This window comes from Almyronema sp. (assembly GCF_052168255.1).
GTDB classification, from domain to species: domain Bacteria; phylum Cyanobacteriota; class Cyanobacteriia; order Phormidesmidales; family Phormidesmidaceae; genus Sphaerothrix; species Sphaerothrix epifaneia.
This window is the reverse complement of sequence record NZ_JBQLZL010000015.1, coordinates 1-20,405: the sequence shown is the minus strand read 5'-3', so window position 1 is coordinate 20,405 and position 20,405 is coordinate 1. Positions and strand designations below refer to the sequence as shown.

The following is a 20,405-nucleotide window of genomic DNA, read 5'->3' as shown; positions in this document are numbered from 1 at the left end:
TTCTCGCTAGAATTATTAATATACGTAAACAAATCTCATTTAACTCTCAGCCATGTCTGTTACCTCTGCGATCGCCCGGCTGTTTAAGCCCAACGTCAATCCCAACTTTTGGAGCCAAACCACTTGGGCCATCTTACGCGTCGTCGTTGGCGTCATGATGGTTCACAACGGTCAAGACAAGCTTGCTAACATCGAAAGCTTTGCTCAAGCTTATGTGGCTTATCTAGGGCTACCGTTTCCAATTTTTCTGAGTTATGTAGCCGCCTACACCGAGCTAATCGGTGCGCCGCTAGTGGCCTTTGGTTTGTTGACCCGTCCGGCAGCGCTGGGGCTGTTTAGCACCATGTGCGTAGCCATGTATCACCACGTTTCAGTTGCGGGTCTTAGCCTGCCCTACTTAGAGCTTTCAGCCATTTACGCGGCCTGTTTTTTGTTCTTTTTGATCAACGGCGCTGGCCTGTTTTCGATCGACGCGCTGCTGGCTAACAAGTTAGATGCCACAGCGCTTTCTGCTAGAGCCAAGCAAATTATGCGCTTAGAAAACGCCTACCAGGCCAGCGCTGAACCCAATACGGTTGATGCAGCTTAGCTTTGTAGTTTGGCGGCGGCGGTTTCTAGGGCTTGCCGAACCTGGGTAAAGCCCGTACCGCCGTAGCTATTGCGGGCTGCAACGACCTGGCGAGGGGCGATCGCTTCATAAATATCAGCTTCAAAAGCCGGATGGAGAGATCGCCATTCTTCTAGCGTCAAGTCTTTGAGCAGTTTGCCAGCGGCTAGCGAAGTTTTAACCACCTTGCCCACCAGGTTATAAGCCTCCCGAAAAGGCACCCCTTTGCCCGCCAGATAGTCTGCCACATCCGTAGCATTAGAAAAGTCTTCTGCAACGGCGGTAGCCAACCGCTGCGGGCGAAACGCCAAGCCTTCTTGCAAAAGAATCGTCATTGCCCTTAGACAAGCCTGAGTGGTTCTCACCGTATCAAATAGGGCTTCTTTGTCTTCTTGTAAATCTTTGTTGTAAGCCAGGGGCAACCCTTTCATCATCACCAGTAGCCCTTGCAAGTGACCAAATACTCGCCCTGCCTTGCCGCGTACCAGTTCTGGCACGTCAGGATTTTTCTTTTGGGGCATAATGCTAGACCCGGTCGAGCAGCTATCTTTGAGGGTAACAAAGCGAAACTCCTCAGACGCCCAAAGAATAATTTCTTCTGACAAGCGAGTAAGATGCAGCACAATTAAACTGGCGGCGCAGGCAAACTCAATTGCAAAGTCGCGATCGCTGACCCCGTCTAAACTATTGCTATAAACCCGATCAAACTCTAATAGCTCGGCGGTGTAGTGGCGGTCAATCGGAAAAGTGGTGCCAGCCAAAGCGCCACAGCCCAGCGGTGAAATGTTGACTCGTTTGAGGACATCGCCTAAACGCTCCCAGTCGCGCTGGGCCATTTCAAAATAGGCCAGCAAATGATGCGCTAAGCTCAAAGGCTGTGCCCGCTGAAGATGGGTATAACCCGGAATCAGCGTTTCAACGTGCTGCTGGGCTTGTTGCAAGAGGGCGCGTTGAAAATCTTTGAGCAAGGCGCGAATCTGATGAATTTGTGCTCGTAAGTAGAGCCGGGTATCTGTGCCCACCTGATCGTTGCGAGAGCGAGCCGTGTGCAGCTTTTTGCCGACATCGCCAACAATCTGCGTCAACCGATGCTCAACTGCAAAGTGAACATCTTCATCGGCAATTCCGGGTTGGAGTTGGCCCTGATGGTATTCGGCCAAAACCTGAGCTAACCCTTGAACCAGTTGATCTCCCTCTTCGGGGCTAATAATGCCAACTTTAGCCAGCATTTTGGCATGCGCCTGAGAGCCAGCAATATCGTATTCAATCAGGTGAATGTCAAAGCCGATACTGGCGTTAAATTCAGCGATCTCAGGGTGTAGTGCTGACTCAAATCGCTGACTCCAGGTGGAAGTAGAGGGAGATGTACTCAAGATTGCTAAAGTCCTAACGGTGATCCAATTACCTCAGAGAATATACCTGAATCTGCGGTTGGCACAGTAAACAAAGCAGCGAATCGGAGGCAAAAAAGCAAGATTGCCCGCTGATAACTAGCAAGCGCCAGGTCAAAGTATCAGTGCCTGAGGACGTCGCGATCGCGAGGCTAGGGTCAGATTAGCTATAGGTTGTCATCCCCCGAATTAGATAGCCAATGACGATGCCAATAATCAAAGCCCAAATTTGGCCTGACTCATAAAAGGTGTTAAAGGCGCTGCCCAACTCCCCTAAAATATCTTGATCAAACTGCTGCGCAATGACCACCGACTCAGGCATAAAAGTGGTGCTGGCTAAACCGCTTGATTGCTCTAAGGCGATCGCATCGGGGGGCAAAAGCCAAGCATCCGCATCAACCAAAACTATACCCGGCGGGTTCATTCCAGCCATTGGGTTAGAACTCAAAACCAATCGCTCTAGCATATAGAGTTCTCCGCTAGCACAGAGGTTATACAACCCAAAACTATACAGCAGAAAACTCTAGATGGGCTGAATTCGCCGTTGGGGTTAGCGCAAATAGGTATCGATGTATTGCAAAATACCGTTAGCAATCCCCTGAGCCATTTGATCGCGCCAGAGTTGGTCAGCCAGCAAGGGAGCATCTTGCGCACCCGTGACAAAGCCAACCTCTAGCAGAACGGCTGGCATTGAGGTGTTGCGAATTACGTAGAAGCGGGCTTGGCGAACACCGCGATCGTTGAGTCCCCCCGCTGCCAACATGCTGGCATGTAGAACCCGTGCCAGCCGAAGTCCGGCATCAGAATAATAATAGGTTTCGGTGCCGTTGACCTCTGGACGGCTCAGGCTAATTGCGTTGGCATGAATACTCACAAACAAATCAGCATTGGCTCGCTCTGCAATTTGAACCCGTGGTTCTAAATCAAGCGTGACATCTTGCTCACGCGTCAGGACAACGCTGACGCCATTTTGCTCTAAAATTTCTCGCACTCTAAGAGAAATCGGAAAGATCACCTGCTTTTCTTGCAGGCCACCTCGACCAACCGCACCCGGATCGCGACCGCCGTGGCCTGGGTCAATGGTGACGACGATGCGGGCATCGCGGGCGGGCAGTGGGTTAACGGGAGACGGTGTTATCGTCGGGGGAATGGCAGGCGGATTGGGTTGGGGAGGCAAAATTGGAGCCTGCGGGGCTGGCGGTACCGCAATCGGCTCGGTTGGCGCAGGGGTACTAGGGACAGAGGCAGACGGCCCAGGGCGATCGCTAATTGAATTAATCGAAACCCCAGCAGGCGGCACAATGATCACCCCCCCCAGATTAGTCGTATTGATTTGCCAATCGGGGCTACCCTCGTCTAGATCCATCGTAATGCGGGCGCTAGGGGGAGAGGTTTGCTCTTGGCTAATCTGCCAGCGACGGATGCTGTAACGGTTGTTAGGCAAGTCTTGAGCAGCCAGATTAGCGGCGATCGCCGTATTGGGCAGATCAATCGTAATTTGGCGATCGTTACGCCGTCCTGTGCGCTGTACCCGAATCTCAGGAACCTGTCCCCGGGTGCGGACAAAAAAGCCATCTGGCGTAGCCGTAACCGACTCCAGACGAGTGGCAGCACCAGCGGCAGGCTGACCGCTCACACTATTAGGCGAAGCACTAGCGGCAGGCAACGGAGAAGACTGCACCGCTACCCGTTCAGGCGTAGGTAGCTGAACGATCCACTGATTGGCGCTCTGCCCCCGTACCTGCACTTGCTGAGGGTTGACGGTATAACCCGACTCTAGCTCAATCACTAGGCGAGCCGTTTGGTCATTAAACTGCCCCGCCCGGACTTCTCGAATCGTACCGCCTACTGCCTGTCTAGCAGTCGCACTGCCCAAAACCGTATTGGGCAAATCCACAACAATACGGGTGGGGTTGAAAATTAACTGGGCGCGTGGCTGCACCCCGACATCAGTGGTAAAAACTAACTGATTTGCCCGTGCGTCAAACCGCCAGAACTGGAGCCGAGCCGCCTCAGCCGGAAGGGTAACGACCAGTGCGCTAGCGGCTCCTAGAGCGCTCGGTATTAGCCAATTAAATCGCAAACTGCCTCTCTCTCCTCGATTGCCGGATGCAACTGCAATGACGCTGTGGCCGTTCAATGGTGCCAAAGGATACGCGAATTTCGTTAGTCAGGCTAGTGTCGCACTTTGGTGATATGGGTGCAATGCCTAGCTACTTCATTCAAAGTTGTTCTTTGGCTTCAGGAGAATACGGCTCAATCACGCTCGCCTATTGTGCCTTGAATTGGCTAAATTCGCCTATCCCCCCCTCTCCCGATAAGGCTAGTTCCACAGTCTACGCCACCAGGGTTCTGGGGTGACAATGGCGGGAGTCGGCAGCTTGGCGCGAATCTCGCTAATATCCCAACCCGTTAGTCTGGCTAAGGTTTGAGCCTCTTGCTCAAAACGCTCTGATAGCGATCGCTGGTAATCTTCCCCAGCAGGACAATCGATTTCGCCCGTGTAGGGATGGCGCAAAATATAGCGCCCCTGAAAGAATTGCTGGTTGGCGGTGGATTGAAAAACCAAGTCTTCTGGAAATTTATCGCGGGTATAGCGGACATGTAGGCGAGTGACAAAAGCGTTGCTAGAAGGGGCGGGGCGAAAGCGATCGCCAGCCTGATTCAGCCAAAAAACACCTGCCTGCCTTAGCTCGTCTGGGGTGAGGGGATCAGCCGCACACGGATCACACCCCGCCATATTCCAGGCATATTCCAAAAAGGCAACATTGCGGCCTTCTCGCTCATAGGCGGTTTGAAACATGGCTTTGTAAAAATCGCTGAAGTCTTCTTTGACAAAGACAGGAATTTCAGCATCAGACGGCACATTGACTGTGCGGTAATTGGTCAGTTCTGCCTGACCGTCCGGCGTGATCAGATAGACCACCAAATCTTGAGCGGCCTGAGCGTTGACCATACCCAAGCGAATTGGCAACATGAAACGAGGCGACTCATAGGCTATCTGCAAAGGCCGTAATGACTGAAAGCCGCCGCGATCGAACTCTGCTAAATTAACTCTGGCGACAAAGAATTTCAGCCCTTGACGAATGTAGGGCCGCAACAGTTCACTCGCCCCTGCAGGCAGGCGATAGTCGTTTTGGCGGAGCCAGGTTTCTAGCCCCTCAGATTCGCGGGCGCTCAGAATCACAATGTTGTATTCGCCAACGCTAAAGCGAGATTCTACCGTTACCCCTAGGGCTTCATCTTCTGCTAGTTCGGCGGCTAGATCCGCTCGCTGTAGCGCCCCTGTGGGCAAAGGCGCATATACCAGGGGGGGCTGGCAAGGATCGGGGTCAAAATATTCCACCAGACGCGGCGCACTAAAGGCATCTAGACGCTCTAGAATGGCGGGATTGCCCACATGCACCTGGTCTTCTTGCAGCACTGTCGGCACCGGAATGACCATGGCAAAGTCGGCCACCTCACCTTGGTAATCATTGGCCATTGTCAGCACAGTGCGATCGCGATCGCGCGCAATAATTACCTGTGAAGCCTGGTTGTAGAGGCTAGTGTCGGCTTTAGCCACATAAAAGCCACAAAAGGCCCAAGCATCCGGCGCAAACCAAAGCCCCAAGGCGGCTACTAGCAGACCGAAGAAGAGGGAACGTAAGCGTTTCATGATTTCAACTCGCTCATAGATAAAAGACTTTCTAACCGCGTTTTGGCTCGGCGTGCAGACACCGGATTTGTGCTTTCTGGCTTAAACGCGCTTAAACGCTATCGGCCAAAGTTGGCGGGTTGAGGCGCTGAACCTGCCACTCAAACCGTTGAGCGCTCCAAAAGCGATCGAACAGCAGCGTGGTAGGAGAAAGGATAAAGAGCGCCCAAAACACGGCGTCAGGCTGATAAAAATAGTTACGCAGGATGAAGGTGAGCAGGGCGATCGCCGCCGCCCAAATCAACCGAGCAGGTCTGGCATTGGGAATCGATCGCGGGTCAGTCACCATAAACAAAGCGAACAGCAGCAGCGATCCGCTCATTAAGCGATGTGCCAGCACGTCCCACGTCCAGCCCAAATAGAAATTGCGCCAGCCTTCTAACAAGGCATAGCTGCCTAAAAAGGCTACCGTGGTATCCCATCGGCCAACGCGCTTGAGAACCAGCCCCCCTGCGCCCAGAAATATCAGGCCATACCAAGTCTCTTCGCCCCATTGCCCTGGTGATACCCAGGCATCATGGCTAAGCAACAGCACCGCAATAATGCCAAAATTGGCGGGGTTGAAAAAGTGTTTGTCTGTTGTTTTGAGAAAAAACTTACTGGCGATCGCCAGACTTGCTGCCAGCGCCATCGTGCTGAGGTGATCGACGCGCAGCAGCAAACTCAGCCCTAAAGCTGTAATTAAAGGACTGCGCCAGTTTAAATAAAAGCAAGGCGGTGGTGGGGAAGGGGCGATCGCAGGAGCCAGTTGCTGACCTTTGCCCCACTGCCCCGCCAGCCAAGACAGTACCCCCTGGCTAGCCAAACAGGTAACAACAGCGGTTCCTACCATCTCAGGCCGCAGTGTCCAATCTCGCAGGGCAATGCCCAGCAGCAGAAAAAGCGTTAAAAAAACAATCTGGTAATCACGAGCATCGCGCAGCAATGGTCTACCTCCCTTGCCAGCTAACGTTGCCCTCCAGTATGGCGACTGCGATCGAAAAATAGGGAATAGTTTCAGGTTCTGTAACGAAGCTCAGACAGGCACTTTTGCCAGCTAGCCTGGGGGTTAAGCCAAACTTGAATCGGCTTAAAGGGGAGAAGACGCTGCTGAGGTTGCCACTGACCTTTGCCGCCACGATCGCCTAAGGTTAACAGGCACTTCTTGCAAAAGCCACCGACTCGGCTCCCAGCCAGAAGCAATCCAATGAGAGCCATCAAAAACCGAAGCTTCGCTTCCTCGATCGTTAAAGCTAAAAAAAGCGCCTGATACGGTATTGGTTCCCAAAAACAGCACTTTGGGAGAGTCTAAGTGAAATTGACCAAACCCCTGGTTGAAGTGAAGGCGAACTTGATTGGCTCGATCGAGATAAACGGCTTCTACAGCGTGCAGGTTAAACGCTAAGTTAGGCAAATTGGCCAACAACTGGCCGCGTACAGTGCCTTGAACCCATTGCTCAGACCCAAAGCGATAATGAAACTTAAACTGGGTAGTCTGCAAGCCCTGATGGGGGCGATCGCGGTTAACCCAGCTCTTGCACTGTACTGAATTGATCCGGCTGACTTGCATAGCGTTTGCTGATCGAAACGGGGAAAAGTCCATGTTTTTGCACAAGATCACCTAAAGTAGCGACGCTACCTTAAGCTTGTACTATCTATTTGTTAAAATTCGCACCCCTAAGTTGAGCTTGCCAAGCGGGAGGAAAGCCAATTTATCTGGTTATATCCACGGATATGTCTCTTTCTAGCCTAAAAGAAACTACTGATAGATCCGGGTATCACAGACAATCTTTATCAGTCCTTTGTAAACGAGCCGTGGGGGCTAAAGCAAGGTTTAATCTCTAAGAGAGACTTTGAGACAAAATCGCTTGGAGCCTGGTCGAAAGCAGAGGATTGGGTGACATAGTTGAGAAGTGATAGGGTTGGCTCAGAAGTAGCGGCGGTGCTTCTGGCAAAAACAAACTGAGCGAACAAACTGAGCGATAGGAAATCAATGTGTTTAGCAAAGTAAGTCGGATTGAGTGGCTGGTGTGGGCTATTCTGCTCGGCGCTTCTTTAGCCACGATTGTGAGAACGTACCTTTAGTCTTTAGCCTCTGATGTACCGGGTTGTTGTCGAAGCCTTTGGCTCAGTTGACCAAATGCGGCTGGTTGAGCAGCCTGTTCCTAGCCCCCAAGGGCAACAGGTGGTGGTGCGTTTGATGAGTATTGGCATGAATCATGCTGACCTCATGGCGCGTCGAGGCGAATATCGCCTAATTTCAGGCGATCCACCGTTCACACCGGGGCTAGAAGGCGGTGGCTACATTGAACAAGTCGGGCCTGAGGTCAGCGATCGCCACTGTGGTCAGCGGGTCACGCTCAGGCTAGATGCCTCCGCCAGCCAAGGGTTAGGTCAGGGAACGTATCGATCTCATTATTTGGTTGAAGCTAGCCAAACCGTTTTAGTCCCCGCCGCGATCGCAGATGATCTGATCGGCGCAATCTGGCTATCTTATGCGACTGCCTGGGGTTGCTTAATCTGGCAGCAGCAGCTACAGCCGGGGCAGAGCGTCCTGATTCCAGCGGCTAGCAGCAGTGTGGCGATCGCAGCGGCGCAAATTGTCAAACAGTATGGTGGTTTAACCATAGGGACAACCCGCAGTGCCGAGAAAGCAAATCAGCTAGGGTCCATGCCAGCGGCTCGGTACGATCATTTAGTCGTCACCGACGATGCCGACTGGTGGCGGCAAGTGAAGCAAATCACCCAGGGCAGAGGTGTAGACGTTATTTTTGACCCAATCGCCGCTGGGAGTTTTCTCAACCAGGAGATTCGGCTGCTAGCCCCTGGTGGAACCCTTTGGATTTATGGTTTGCTCGGCCAACCAGACGTGGTAGACGTCGCCCCGTTAATTCGCAAGCAAGCCGCCATTCGCGGCTGGTTGTTTAACGCTTTATCAGGCAGCGATCGCGAACAGGTGGCCTACACCCACATTCTAGAGGGCATGGCCGCTGGTACCTATCAACTGCCCGTAGCCAAGAAGTTTGCTCTGCACCAAGTTAGACAAGCTCACACCGTGATGGCGCAGGGACAGCATGTGGGGAAGTTAATTCTGGTTCCTTAGGGTCTGAATCGGCTAAGCAAACATCCACCCAAATGCGATAAGTATCCGCAGCGACTGACATTAACGTGGCATAGCCTTGAGCGGCCAGTTGGCGCGAAAACTGGAAAGCTTCTTCTTGCTGCGCCAAGGCAAACGTGTTCATAAACTTGTACACCAAGTTGCCAAAAAGAGCCGCGCGATAGGCATGTTTTTGGCTGTAAAAGTTAAAAACTTGCAACTGCGATTCAGGAACCACAAGGGGAAGGGGCATATCTATTCACCAGCAGCAACTGTAAACTTTTATATCTTTTTGTCAGCAAGTCTGCCTATACCTACAGAGAGAGACCTGACTTTCTTCCAGAGTTTTGCTGAACTTTCCCGTATCGACGAACCCCTTGCGCCTCCGGCATTCTAGAAACAACGCTATGCGTCTATCCACTTTTAGACTTTGCGAGGTCCTATGCAAACCCCCCTGCCTGACAACGCTGTCTATCTCGTTACGCCGTCTTTGTTGGAATGTCCTAAGTGTGGCAAGCACACTATCGTCAAAGAGGAGGGCAAATATCAGTGCATTAGCTGCGACTTCAAACGTGAGTTGAAATCTGCCGACGAAGAAGCAGGTATTTTCGGTAAGGTGGTGGCGACCTTTTTAACCTTCGTCGTGATTATGGTGTTGTTTTTGTAGTCAATACTTTGAGCCATTGCTCGATCAAGCCAATGGTGATTGCCGGAACTTCAAGCTGCGGCGTTAGACCAACACCGTCTAAAATTTCCATTGCTTGCAAGGCTTGCGGATTGAGCGCCATCAGCCGCTGACCTATTTCAGGGGGCGTAAACTGAGCTTCGCGCCCCCAAAGCAAAGCCGTTGGCATAGAGAGCTGCTCAATCCCTTGAGCCACGTCAAAACAAAGATCACCTTTGACAAAAGCCCAGGCAGCCACTTCTGCCTGGGGTTGCTGAGCTGATTGCCAATAAGCCCTGACCATTTCGGGCGAAATCCGTTGACTACGGGCAAATTGTCGCTGCTCTAAAAAACTGCGAATGCCCAATTCAGTGGCGATCGCACCTTTATATAGCAGTTGATCTAGCCAGGGCAAGCTGGCCAGTTGAGCAAACAAGCTGCCGTAGTCTTTGCCGAAATCAGCCAGCCCTGCGGGGGCAACCAAAATCAAAGCCTGAAATAGCTGCGGCTGAGCGATCGCCAGCCGAATAAGCATAGCTGCGGTTAAAGACGAAGCGATCGCCACTACAGGCTCTTGTCCCACTTGCGCCAGAAAATTCGCCATCGTGCTGAGATAATCTGCTAGCTGATAGCGCCGCTGAGGATGATCCGAACGGCCCCACCCCAGCAGATCAGCCGCCAATACCCGGTAGCGATCTGCAAAGGCGGGGTAAACCTTTGACCACTCGTAGGCAGAAGCACCACCGCCAAAACCATGAAAAAATACTAGGGTTTGACTGGCTCTGGCGGGTGCATCAGCGTCGCTAGATGCGTAGTAGACCATAGTGCCCAGCGGCGTCACCACTGAGTTAGCGACAAATCCGGGTGGAATCAACATTACTTTAAAGAAGTTTTGTAAGGAACTGATTAAGAAAAGGAACAGTCTTTTAAAGATGTTATGGCATGATAGAAGGGAATGCAGCCAATGAGAGGATCCTCGCCCTATGCTGATCTCTTTAGGCCAAAATGCGTATATTTGCGGTTTTAGCTCATGTTTTTTTGAGCAACTGTGTCAAAGTATGGGTGAAGGCATCTACTAGATTGTTCGGATTTTATTGAATCAGGCAGAAAGCAGTCTTTAGCGTCCTTTTACCCAGTCTTCATCTATGATTCCTCAACACTCCCGGCCTCCGATGCCAGCGCCACCCTTCAGCGTGGACGAATACGAGCGGGACAGCACTGCGGTAGAGGCTATCCCAGCCTTTTTAGACATCAAACTGGCAACAGAGGCGCCGCTAGCTCCTCGCTCCGTTACCGAAACGCGCTTGGACTGGGAGAGCTTACCTCCTTTTACCCTACTCAGCGATCAGTTTCAGCATTTGGGCGTTATCTTCGATAATGCTGTTGTCGTTGAGCCGTCTAATCCGGCTTATCCAACTTACGCTAGCGATCGCTTGGTTACAAGTTCGCCTAAGTCAGGTTGGATCAAAGCCTCTTTTGCACGTCCGGTTAAATCAGTCAGCGGTCGCATAACCTGTTCTCGACCCATGCTGTTAATTGCTTTTGATCTGCAGCAGCGCATTGTAGCTCAAGAAGAAATTGCAGATGCCAATTTAGCCACTTCAAAATCTGGCATCGATCCGAATCAATTATTACAGGTCAAAGGGGACGATATTCAAAGCGTTAAGTTCCATTGTTTGGGTGGACAGCTAGCGATTACTGAATTCTCCTTCAAATAGCAGAAACCGATACAACTTATTTCAAATACCTGACCTATCTTATTTCGTAGCGCTGCGGAAAAGCGCTATGAGCGATCGCGTTGGTAAGACATTCTTAGTTGGCGTTTATGACAACTAAGTTAATATTTTTGCGAATCCTCTAGATTGCCTAAAAGTTACGTCATCTAGCGGAGAATGGGATTTCACACTCCAAGAAATTACGCAGATTAAGTCTAAAAAGCTCAGGGCAATCACGGAGATTGTTGCAGTATTCGCCGCTTCAATGAACTGAAAACTGCGAGAAACCCTGAGAAAACAGGGCTTGGTCTCAGTAAAAACTTTGCGTAAGCCGAGACACTGTCAAACCCCTTAGGGGTAACACCCCCCTTGAGGGGTAAGGGTTAACGCGGATATGTTGAGACTGCGGGTGACGATAATATCCGCAATGTTTTAGTCCAAACTTCTATGAGTTGGTTTAACCAAAAGATGACGTACTCGCAGTTTTTTTTATTGTTAGAACTTTTTGAACCCCATCAGAGCTGCCAGTGATTCTCCATTCACACAGACAGTCATTGGCTGTCTATTGAGTCTCTTTTCTCATAGAAACCCTCTTTTTAGAAGCAACTGATTTTATTCTCACTTTTGTGATTTTTGCAGTAAAAACTTTTATCTGTCTGGGTCTTCTAAGTTCTACTAAACGATTTGGAGTACAACGGTTTTCACCTCGTCATGCTCCGCTTTAACAGCTAAATACAGGGTGACTTTCAGCTGTTTTTTCCACTCCATTCATTGCTTTTTCGATTTACCGAGTTCCTTTCCTAAGACTACTCAACGGTAGCTAGTGAACCAACTCGTCACGGTTTCCCGGAGGTCATCTACAAATGGTACGAGATGCATTAGTGGTTGGGATTAGCCACTATCAAAAACTGCCGCGACTCCATGCCCCTAGTCATGATGCGGAGGCGATCGCCCGTTGCCTGCAAAATTACGGTGAATTTCGAGTTCACCGCATGCCGGAAATTATTGAGGCGAATACCCCCAAAGTCGGTCAACATACGGCAGTTACTACGCGGCAGCTAGAAAATGCCCTGATTCAGCTATTTAAGCCAGCGGGCAAACAGGTGCCTCAAACCGCTGTTTTTTACTTCTCCGGTCATGGCTTTCAGCGCAATGCAGGCATTCGTGAAGGCTATTTAGCTACCAGCGAAACCGATGCCGAAGCAGGTATCTACGGTCTGTCGCTTTTCTGGCTACGGCGGCTGCTGCAAGAAAGCCCTGTACCGCAAAAAGTCATTTGGTTAGATTGCTGCCATAGTGGCGAGTTGCTGAACTTTTTAGAAGCGGATCCAGGGGCACGGCAAGGCAGCGATCGCCTGTTTATGGCCGCCTCACGCGAATTTGAAGCTGCTTACCAGTCGCTCGAAACCGACTACAGCGTCTTTACCGAAGCGCTCTTAGCAGGGCTTAGACCGGAACAAGCCGAACAAGGCTTAGTCACCAGTCACAGCTTGATGCGCTCAGTCAGCCAGCAGCTCAAAGGCGAAATTCAACAACCTTTGTTTGAAACCTCTGGCAGCGAAATTATCCTGACCCGTGCGGGAAGATATGTAGCCGCCCTGCCAACCTCACCAACCTCTACCCTCGATCGCCTGAAGCAACTGTCGCTGAAGTTTTGTCCCTATCAAGGGCTGGCTGCCTTTACCGAACGACATGGTGACTTTTTCTTTGGCCGCGAAGAGTTAACGGCTCAACTCTTGCAAAGCGTTGAACGTCAGCGTTTTTGTGCTGTTGTTGGCGCATCCAGCAGCGGTAAAACGTCTTTGTTGCGAGCTGGACTCGTGCATCAACTGCAAGCGGGTAAACTGTCTGGTAGCCACCAATGGCAGATTAAATACCTCACGCCGACTGACTCACCCCTTACCAGTCTGGCAACGGCTTTTATCGATCCCGATGCGATTGGGTTAGCCCGAGCCGAGCAGTTGCGCCAAGCCCTGGGCTTTCTAGAAGCGGGAGGCCATGGACTCAACCAACTGGTTCAAGCTAGCTTTGCCCCACCCCAGTCTTCCTCACAAACGGTCGTGCAAAAGCAGACTCGTCTGCAAACAGCCACCAAGCCTCAACTGCTGCTCATTGTTGATCAGCTAGAAGAGATCTTTAGCCAGTGCCGCGACGAGGTACAGCGGCAAAAGTTTTTTGACTGCATTTTACAAGCTTTGCAGGAACCTGAAACGCGCTTGCGGGTGGTGGTGGCTCTGCGCGGAGACTATAAAGATGCGCTCAATTTATATCCCACCTTATCGGTTTTGATGCGTCAAAGCCTGCTGACGGTTACAGCCCTCAGCTATGAAAAAATTAAATCCATCATCATTGAACCCGCCAAAAAGCTAAAAATTCAGTACGATCCCAACCTGCTTTACAGCATTTTGCTAGACGTAGTGGGCGCACCCGGAGAACTACCGCTATTACAGCTAACGCTAGCTGAACTCTGGCATCGGCAAATTGCCAACGCTTCTCAGCCCACTAGCCAATTAACCCTAGAAGCTTACGCCGAGCTAGGCGGCGTTCGCGAAATTTTGAGTCAGCGAGCGACAGCGGTTTACGAAAGTCTCTCTGCTGCAGAACAGCAAGCCGCCCAGCGCATCTTTCTGTGTTTGTGTGAGCTAGGCGAAGGGACAGAAGACAGCCGCCGCCGAATTCAAAAGTCTGAGCTGATCAATCACGAGTTTTCAGCCGAGCTAATTGAGCAAACGCTAGAAAAGCTAGTGACGGCCAAACTGGTGGTTGTCAACTCGACGCAGCAAAGCAGCCCCATGGGTAGACAGACAGAGTCTTGGCTTAGCCAGTCAGCCAGCGTGGATGCCGCCTTAGTTACGGTTGACACAGTCGATATTGTGCATGAGTCTTTGATTCGTAGCTGGTCACTTTTGCGCAACTGGCTGCAAGCAAAGCGAGAGATTTTGAGACAGCAGCGCCGTTTAGAAGCCGCGGCGCAAGAATGGCAGCAGCAAGGCCAGCCTTTAGCCCTCGACTATTTACTGTCTAAAAATCGCCTGACTGAGGCAGAGCTTTTTTGGCAGAATCATCCAACTGAACCTTCAGCCCTGGCTCAGCAATATCTCAAGCAAAGCCGCCAAGTTCGACGTCGCACTTACTTACGGGTGGGTCTGTTAGGATTTTTGCTACCCTGCGTAGTCTCAACCGGGTTAGTCTGGCTGTTAAATAGCCATCAAAGCACTCAAGAAACGGTGTCTGCTGGGCAAACGGGCGAAATTGCCGAAATGCAGCGGCGGGCGAAATCTACCCCAACCGCAACGGCGCTATCCCCTACTCAACCGTTACAGTCAACAGCGATCGCCAGTGCGCCAGCAACCCAGCCAACCGCTGCCGAGCTATCGACCGTCTTGCAGGTTTCTCAAGCTCAAACAGCCAATCAACCTCAAGCAATTGAACCTGGCTCAGCCGCTGCCTTAGATTCGCTTTCGCTATTTCAGCTACAGGTGGCTCAGCTAGCAGCTTCCACACCGACAACGATGGCAAACTGCTCAGCGCTAGAATTTTTCACGCCTCAATCGCCAGGATTATCGGCCAAAGCGCTGCCACCTTCTCCCCTGCATTGGCCTACCCCTTCACCGATGCTGGCAATCTGCCAATAGTTGAGCAACGTCACAGCGAGGTTCTGCAGAAGCCGTTATGCTATTAGAGCAACTGTACTGATGAACAGTGCCCTTAGCCGTCGTAACCGTTGCAGCAGGCATGGTGCAGATTCTCTCACTCACGCTCAAAAATTTTAAGGCGCACAGCGATCGCCACTTTGCGTTTCAACCCGGCACCAACGCAATTTGCGGCGAAAATGGCGCAGGCAAAACCAGCCTACTCGAAGCGATCGCCTGGGTGCTATTTAACCACCAGGGCGACTACAAAAAAGAAGACTTAGTGCGCAATGGCAGCAGCAGCGCTCAAGTCAGAGTTGAGTTTGTCTCAAGCCACGACAACCGTACCTACGAAGTTCAGCGTTGCACTAGCCGAGGCTATACGCTCTTCGATCCGCAACTGAGCGAACGGCTACCCCATACCCGCATCAAAGATGAGGTGATGCCCTGGCTCAGACAACATTTAGGCGTTGCCCCCGGCACTGATTTGGCGCAGCTTTTTGCCAATACCATCGGCGTTCCTCAAGGCACCTTCACCGCTGACTTTTTGCTGCCCCCTGATAAACGCAAACCCATTTTCGACACCATCTTAAAGGTGGAAGCGTATCGTACGGTTTATAAACAGTCCAACCTGTTGAGAAAATACGCCGAAGCCCAAGCCGAAGCCAAGCAGCAAGAAATTGATCAGTACGAAGAAAGGTTGCAAAATTGGGCGGCTCTGCAGCAACAACAGCAGCAGATTAGCCAAGACCTGAGCAACAGCAAAACTCAGTTGCAGCAGCAACAGGCGCGGTTGGCAGAACTGCTTGAGCAGTGCCAACAGCAGCGGCAGCAGGTCAACCAGCTACAGCAATGCCAGCAACAATGCCAGCAGGCTCAGACCCAGGTGCAGGCTAAGCAGCAAGCCCAGCAACTACTTGAGCAAAATTTGCAGCAAGCCCAGCAAGCAGTAGCCATTTGCACCGCTCAGCAATCCACCTATGAAGCTTACAAAAAAGCCGAAGCCGCCCTACAGCCGCTAGCAAGTCAACAGCAGCAGCAACAGCAGTTGCAGACCCAGCGGCAGACTCTACAGCAGCAACTCATTCAGCAACAAACCGAACTAACCCGTCTAACGCTGCAACTTGAACAACTGACCACGACTCAGGCTGAACTCAAACAGCTACAGCCGCTGGTACAGCAGCAAACGGATTTAGAAGCGCAGCTACAGGCGATCGCCCAGCAGCAGCAAACCCAACAACAGCAACGGCTAACTCAGCAAGCCTTACAGCAGCAGCTTAGCCAGGTAACAGCCGAAATCTCGGATATAGAGCAGCGCCTACAGCGTTTACAACCACTGCAGGCCGCCGTTGCCCAGATCTCGACCCAAGAACAACAGCGCGATCGCCTGCAACAGCAAATTAGCCGGGTAGAAGCCGCCCAGCAGTTTGAAGCCGAGCTGAAGCAACTGCTAGACAATAACCGTTGCCAGGGCGATCGCTATACCACTCAGGCTCAAACCGCCCTGCAAAATTTAGCCGTCATTCAACAAAGTGCGCCCCTGCTCAGCCACGAAGCGCTTGAGTCGCTACGTCAAGCGATTACGGCTGGGCTAGAACTCAACCAGGCCACTGTCGCTGCGATCGCCAGTATTTTGCAAGACCTGGCGACGCAAGCATCCGCTAGCCACCTACAGCAGCAATTAAACCAGCTACGTCAGCAATTGCAGCACGCTTATCAACAACGCTCAGACTTGGCGGCGCTGCCGCTGCACCAAAATCGGCTACAGCAACTTCAGCAGCAACAAACCGATTTGCAGCAGCAGCTTCAAGCTTTGCAAACCGATTTAGCCACCGCCGATACGCTACAGCAACAGCACAACCAGATCGCAACAGCGATCGCAGCGCTACAAGATCCACGCAGTCGGCACTTTTTTCTAGAGCGATCGCTGCAACAACAGCCGCACGTTCAAGCCCGCCAGCAACAACTTGCTGCGACACAAGCCGATATTCAAACCCAGCTCAACCACATCGATCAGCAGCTTAGCCAGTTTGCCACCCTTGCCACCCAAATGGCTGACCTGCGCCAGCAACAACAAACCCATCAGGCAGGCTATCTGCTCTATTTACAAAACCAGCAGCTAGCCCAAGCGCAGCCTCAACTGGCTACAGCGCTAGCAACCGCCACGACAGAACTTACTCAGTTGCAAGCCAGCCAGACTCAGCAGCAGCAGCAGCTTGAACAGCTTCAGCAAAGCTACGACCCACAGCGCCTGCCGCAGCTCGAACACGCCTATCAGCAAACCCAATCTCAAGTCGATCGCCTGCTTGGCAGTTTGCCGCAGCAGCAACAACTGTTGCAAACCCTGGATCAGCAACTCGCCGACCTCCAGCAAATAGCCGAAAGACGCGATCGCGCCCAAAGTGACTTAAAGCAGCGCGATCGCCTGCGCCGCTTTATCAACTTTGCCCGTAAGGTTTACAAAGAAGCGGGGCCGCGCATTACTGAACGCTATGTGCAAAGTATTTCACGAGAAGCCGATCGGTTGTTTCGCGAACTGTTGAATCGACAAAACGTTGCCCTCACCTGGACACGGGACTATGAAATTCTGGTGCAAGAGGGTGCGCATAGTCGCCGCTTTATCAACCTTTCTGGCGGCGAGCAAATGTGTGCAGCCCTGGCAGTACGCCTAGCCCTCTTAAAGGTGCTGGCTGATATCGACATTGCCTTTTTTGATGAACCGACGACGAATATGGATCGTCCCCGACGCGATAGCTTAGCAGAGGCGATCGCCCGGATTAGAACCTTTAATCAGCTCTTTGTAATTAGTCATGACGATACGTTTGAGAAAGTAACGGAAAACGTCATCTTAGTAGAACGAGAAAACTAATTTACCTGTAACGGTGATTTATGCCGACGACGATCGCGCTGATTGCCCATGATGGCAAAAAAGATGACATGGTAACCCTAGCCCAGCGCTATCAAGATGTGTTGCAGCGCTACGACCTGATTGCTACTGGCACAACCGGAAAACGCATACAGGCCAATACCCGCTTGAGCGTTGAGCTAATGCTGTCTGGGCCGTTGGGAGGAGATGCCCAAATATCAGCCCAGGTTGCCAGTCAAGACGTATTAGCAGTCATTTTTTTGATTGACCCGCTCTACGCCCAACCGCACGAACCCGACATCAATGCCTTATTGCGCATTTGTAACGTACACAATGTGCCACTGGCAACCAACCTGGCAACGGCTGAAGCGCTATTGAACCAGTTTGCCAGACAGCGCGTTGCCCATTTAATTTTTAATCCGGCTTCTGGTCAGGGTAATGCCCAGCAACAGCTAAGCCTGATTCGCGAGGTGCTAGAGCCACGACTTCACCTAGCGGTGCACTGCACAACCCCCACAATAGACGCAACGACGCTGGCCAAACAGGCGATCGCAGCGGGGGCAGATTTGCTAATTGCCTCTGGCGGGGATGGAACGGTTTCTGCCGTCGCCAGTACCCTGGTTAACACCGAAATTCCTCTGGGCATTTTGCCGCGTGGCACGGCCAACGCCTTGGCGGCTGTCTTAAATATTCCGTCTGATTTGCGGGCAGCCTGCGAAGTGATTTTGACGGGAATGACCACGGTGATCGACACTGCTCGCTGCAACGACCAAACCATGACGCTATTGGCTGGCATTGGCTACGAAGCAGGCATGGTAGAGCGTGCCGATGGTGACCTCAAAGCGCGATTTGGCGTATTGGGCTATATTTTTGCGGGCATTCAGCAGCTTAACGAGCAAGAACTGTTTGAAACCCAAATTGAGATTAACGGCGAAATTCGGGAGTTTCAGTCGGGGGCAGTCACCATTGCCAATGCCGCCCCGCCGACTTCGGTGTTAGCGCAAGGCTTGGGGCAGGTGATCGTCAATGACGGCTTGCTAGATGTGACAATTTCAACCGCCCAAACCAAGCTGCAAAGTGTGAATACGCTGCTGAACCTGTTCGGCTCAGCGCTGGTGCAAACCACACCGGAACGCGAAGATATGGTAGCTTTGCGCACTGCTCAAATTCGCATTGAGACAACGCCGCCGCAAAAAGTAGTGCTTGATGGTGAAATTATCGGCACTACCCCGGTTGAAATTGTCTGTCAGCCTCGCAGCTTGGTGGTTTTGGTGCCTCAACTGCCGCCGATTGTCAAAGAAAAAGCTCCTAGCGATTTGCTAGAAGCTAATGATGACTCTCAGAACAAATAAACCAGTTGTCGGTTTCTCAATTGGCCCTACCGGAAAAGGGCTGACTACTTAGCCAGCAGTTCGCTGGTGTAAGCATCACCGCTGTAAGCAGGGGTGCGGTTGCTGTAGTCGGTGGTTTGGCCAGTGACGGAAGTGGCGATCGCCTCGAAGCCGCTAGAATTCCAGTTGCGCTCGTGGATAGGCTTGGACTGCTCACCCCGGAAATAAGCTTGGCTGCCAATTAGGGCTACAGCTACCCAACCAACGACTAACAGTGCAATTACGATTGCCATATCTATATCTCCTTATTTCTAGAACAGTTAATAAAGGGTTGCCAGCTAAGAATGGATACGGCTGGCTCAGGCTGGTTAAATCAGCTTTGTAACTAACTGTAAACAATATAGCCTCCTTTGTAACGAAGTGTCAACTAAAGTTGACTAAAAAGTTTTTCTGCGATAAGAAGACCGTCTAACTTAAGCTCCGCTTAGCCGCCCGCGCCCGTCTGCTCTGGAACTGATGTTGGCGCTATGAGGCGATCGCCTTAAAGCGGGTCTGGTTGCCACAAAATAATCCGTACATTCCCCTTCTCAGTTGCCACTCTTTTTGAGTATGCTGACGAAAGTGCGATCTAAGCAGTCTGTCTGGCGATCGCCCAATTCAGCAATTTCACAACTTGATAGGTTCGTTTGCTATCGGCTGAGCTTTTCGCTTGATCACTCGCTGGCACGGAGCATGATGCAAGATCTTCTCGTTCGCTTTCATCCTGCTGGATTTTCTTGGGGACAGTTCGCGGTGCGGACTGCTCTCTTCCACTATTGCTGGATTAATCTGGTCATTTTTTTACAGGCGATCGCGGTTGAGGAGTTTGAATATTACGCCGTTTATGAGTCTAATTTTTGGGATTTGGGCGTTAGCTTTTTGATGTTTAAGCCGTTTGAATCGCTCTGTGAGCTGGTGTTGGCGCTGGTGGTGGCTAACCTGCCTTCCCTCAAACTTCGCTAGGATAAAAAACACAACCGTCTGCTATCGGCTGCGCGATCGCATCAGCAGTTTGAAGGCAAACGGTTTATCTGCATAAGGGGGCAGGCGATGACAAGACTTTTACTGGGTGCTATTGGCCTTTATCGGCAGCTAATTTCGCCGCTGTTTCCGCCAAGCTGTCGTTTTCAGCCCACCTGTTCGCAATATGCGTTAACGGCAATTGAGCGCTTTGGCCCCTGGCGCGGCAGTGGTCTGGCCATTCGCCGAATTTTGCGCTGTCATCCGTTTCATCCGGGTGGCTATGATCCGGTGCCACCTATGGAAGAGTAAGCGGCGATCGCCTCTGTGCTAAACAGCCGCTTGGCTCTGATCTGAGCGGCTGGGGGCAAAGGTGGCTAAGCTTTGCCCGTTTTTAGACATCTAGGCGATCGCCTGAGTGCAG

General features: G+C 51.6%; 18 protein-coding genes. 9 read left to right on the top strand and 9 right to left on the bottom strand.

All coding sequences use genetic code 11. The features are described 5' to 3' along the window. Nucleotides 1-52 precede the first annotated feature (52 nt). A complete protein-coding gene (locus tag ACTS3T_RS02635) occupies nt 53-589 on the top strand; it encodes a DoxX family protein (RefSeq protein WP_462934740.1) in 537 nt (178 codons plus the stop codon). Here ACTS3T_RS02635 and argH read toward each other — a convergent pair. The 6 genes from argH to ACTS3T_RS02605 form a co-directional block, all read right to left on the bottom strand. Then, entirely contained in the window at nt 586-1,980 is a 1,395-nt protein-coding gene (gene argH / locus ACTS3T_RS02630) for an argininosuccinate lyase (protein ID WP_462934739.1), read from the bottom strand. The two genes, ACTS3T_RS02635 and argH, sit on opposite strands and share 4 nt — an antisense overlap. A gap of 181 nt (nt 1,981-2,161) precedes the next feature. Beyond that, a complete protein-coding gene (locus tag ACTS3T_RS02625; RefSeq protein ID WP_462934738.1) occupies nt 2,162-2,464 on the bottom strand; it encodes a hypothetical protein in 303 nt (100 codons plus the stop codon). A gap of 84 nt (nt 2,465-2,548) precedes the next feature. After that, entirely contained in the window at nt 2,549-4,081 is a 1,533-nt protein-coding gene (locus ACTS3T_RS02620) for an N-acetylmuramoyl-L-alanine amidase (RefSeq protein ID WP_462934737.1), read from the bottom strand. A 240-nt stretch (nt 4,082-4,321) separates the two neighbouring features. Next, entirely contained in the window at nt 4,322-5,656 is a 1,335-nt protein-coding gene (locus tag ACTS3T_RS02615; protein ID WP_462934736.1) for a DUF2330 domain-containing protein, read from the bottom strand. Between the two features lie 91 nt (nt 5,657-5,747). Then, nucleotides 5,748-6,620: an RnfABCDGE type electron transport complex subunit D gene (locus tag ACTS3T_RS02610; RefSeq protein WP_462934735.1), complete on the bottom strand. Its 873-nt coding sequence runs from the start codon at nt 6,618-6,620 to the stop codon at nt 5,748-5,750. A 144-nt stretch (nt 6,621-6,764) separates the two neighbouring features. Next, entirely contained in the window at nt 6,765-7,244 is a 480-nt protein-coding gene (locus ACTS3T_RS02605) for a hypothetical protein (RefSeq protein ID WP_462934734.1), read from the bottom strand. A gap of 528 nt (nt 7,245-7,772) precedes the next feature. Here ACTS3T_RS02605 and ACTS3T_RS02600 point away from each other — a divergent pair. Further along, complete coding sequence (locus ACTS3T_RS02600) at nt 7,773-8,777, top strand: zinc-binding dehydrogenase (protein ID WP_462934733.1); 1,005 nt, start codon at nt 7,773-7,775, stop codon at nt 8,775-8,777. On the opposite strand, the gene ACTS3T_RS02595 is transcribed toward ACTS3T_RS02600, so the two are convergent. Then, nucleotides 8,713-9,027: a hypothetical protein gene (locus ACTS3T_RS02595; protein WP_462934732.1), complete on the bottom strand. Its 315-nt coding sequence runs from the start codon at nt 9,025-9,027 to the stop codon at nt 8,713-8,715. The two genes, ACTS3T_RS02600 and ACTS3T_RS02595, sit on opposite strands and share 65 nt — an antisense overlap. Before the next feature lie 189 nt (nt 9,028-9,216). Between ACTS3T_RS02595 and ACTS3T_RS02590 the strand changes: the two genes are divergently transcribed. Continuing rightward, entirely contained in the window at nt 9,217-9,441 is a 225-nt protein-coding gene (locus ACTS3T_RS02590; protein ID WP_462934731.1) for a hypothetical protein, read from the top strand. On the opposite strand, the gene ACTS3T_RS02585 is transcribed toward ACTS3T_RS02590, so the two are convergent. Then, complete coding sequence (locus ACTS3T_RS02585; protein ID WP_462934730.1) at nt 9,422-10,315, bottom strand: alpha/beta fold hydrolase; 894 nt, start codon at nt 10,313-10,315, stop codon at nt 9,422-9,424. The two genes, ACTS3T_RS02590 and ACTS3T_RS02585, sit on opposite strands and share 20 nt — an antisense overlap. 268 nt (nt 10,316-10,583) lie before the next feature. Here ACTS3T_RS02585 and ACTS3T_RS02580 point away from each other — a divergent pair, with 268 nt between their 5' ends. The 4 genes from ACTS3T_RS02580 to mgsA all read left to right on the top strand — a co-directional run bounded on the left by ACTS3T_RS02580 (nt 10,584) and on the right by mgsA (nt 19,003). Next, nucleotides 10,584-11,156, top strand: coding sequence for a hypothetical protein (locus ACTS3T_RS02580; RefSeq protein WP_462934729.1), 573 nt, complete (start codon nt 10,584-10,586; stop codon nt 11,154-11,156). An 860-nt stretch (nt 11,157-12,016) separates the two neighbouring features. Continuing rightward, nucleotides 12,017-14,788 (top strand): nSTAND1 domain-containing NTPase, encoded by a 2,772-nt coding sequence (locus tag ACTS3T_RS02575; protein WP_462934728.1) that lies wholly within the window; start codon nt 12,017-12,019, stop codon nt 14,786-14,788. A gap of 67 nt (nt 14,789-14,855) precedes the next feature. Then, on the top strand, nt 14,856-17,654 hold the full coding sequence (locus ACTS3T_RS02570; protein ID WP_462934727.1) for an AAA family ATPase: 2,799 nt from the start codon (nt 14,856-14,858) through the stop codon (nt 17,652-17,654). Between the two features lie 20 nt (nt 17,655-17,674). After that, a complete protein-coding gene (mgsA, locus tag ACTS3T_RS02565) occupies nt 17,675-19,003 on the top strand; it encodes a methylglyoxal synthase (protein ID WP_462934726.1) in 1,329 nt (442 codons plus the stop codon). 44 nt (nt 19,004-19,047) lie between these two features. Here mgsA and ACTS3T_RS02560 read toward each other — a convergent pair whose 3' ends face one another. Continuing rightward, nucleotides 19,048-19,275: a photosystem II protein, Psb35-related gene (locus ACTS3T_RS02560; protein WP_462934725.1), complete on the bottom strand. Its 228-nt coding sequence runs from the start codon at nt 19,273-19,275 to the stop codon at nt 19,048-19,050. A 439-nt stretch (nt 19,276-19,714) separates the two neighbouring features. On the opposite strand from ACTS3T_RS02560, the gene ACTS3T_RS02555 reads away from it, so the two are divergent. Further along, nucleotides 19,715-19,984 carry a hypothetical protein gene (locus tag ACTS3T_RS02555; protein ID WP_462934724.1) on the top strand — a complete coding sequence of 90 codons (270 nt, stop codon included), beginning with the start codon at nt 19,715-19,717 and terminating at the stop codon, nt 19,982-19,984. Between the two features lie 87 nt (nt 19,985-20,071). Then, nucleotides 20,072-20,293: a membrane protein insertion efficiency factor YidD gene (yidD, locus tag ACTS3T_RS02550; RefSeq protein ID WP_462934723.1), complete on the top strand. Its 222-nt coding sequence runs from the start codon at nt 20,072-20,074 to the stop codon at nt 20,291-20,293. The last annotated feature ends 112 nt before the right edge of the window (nt 20,294-20,405 follow it).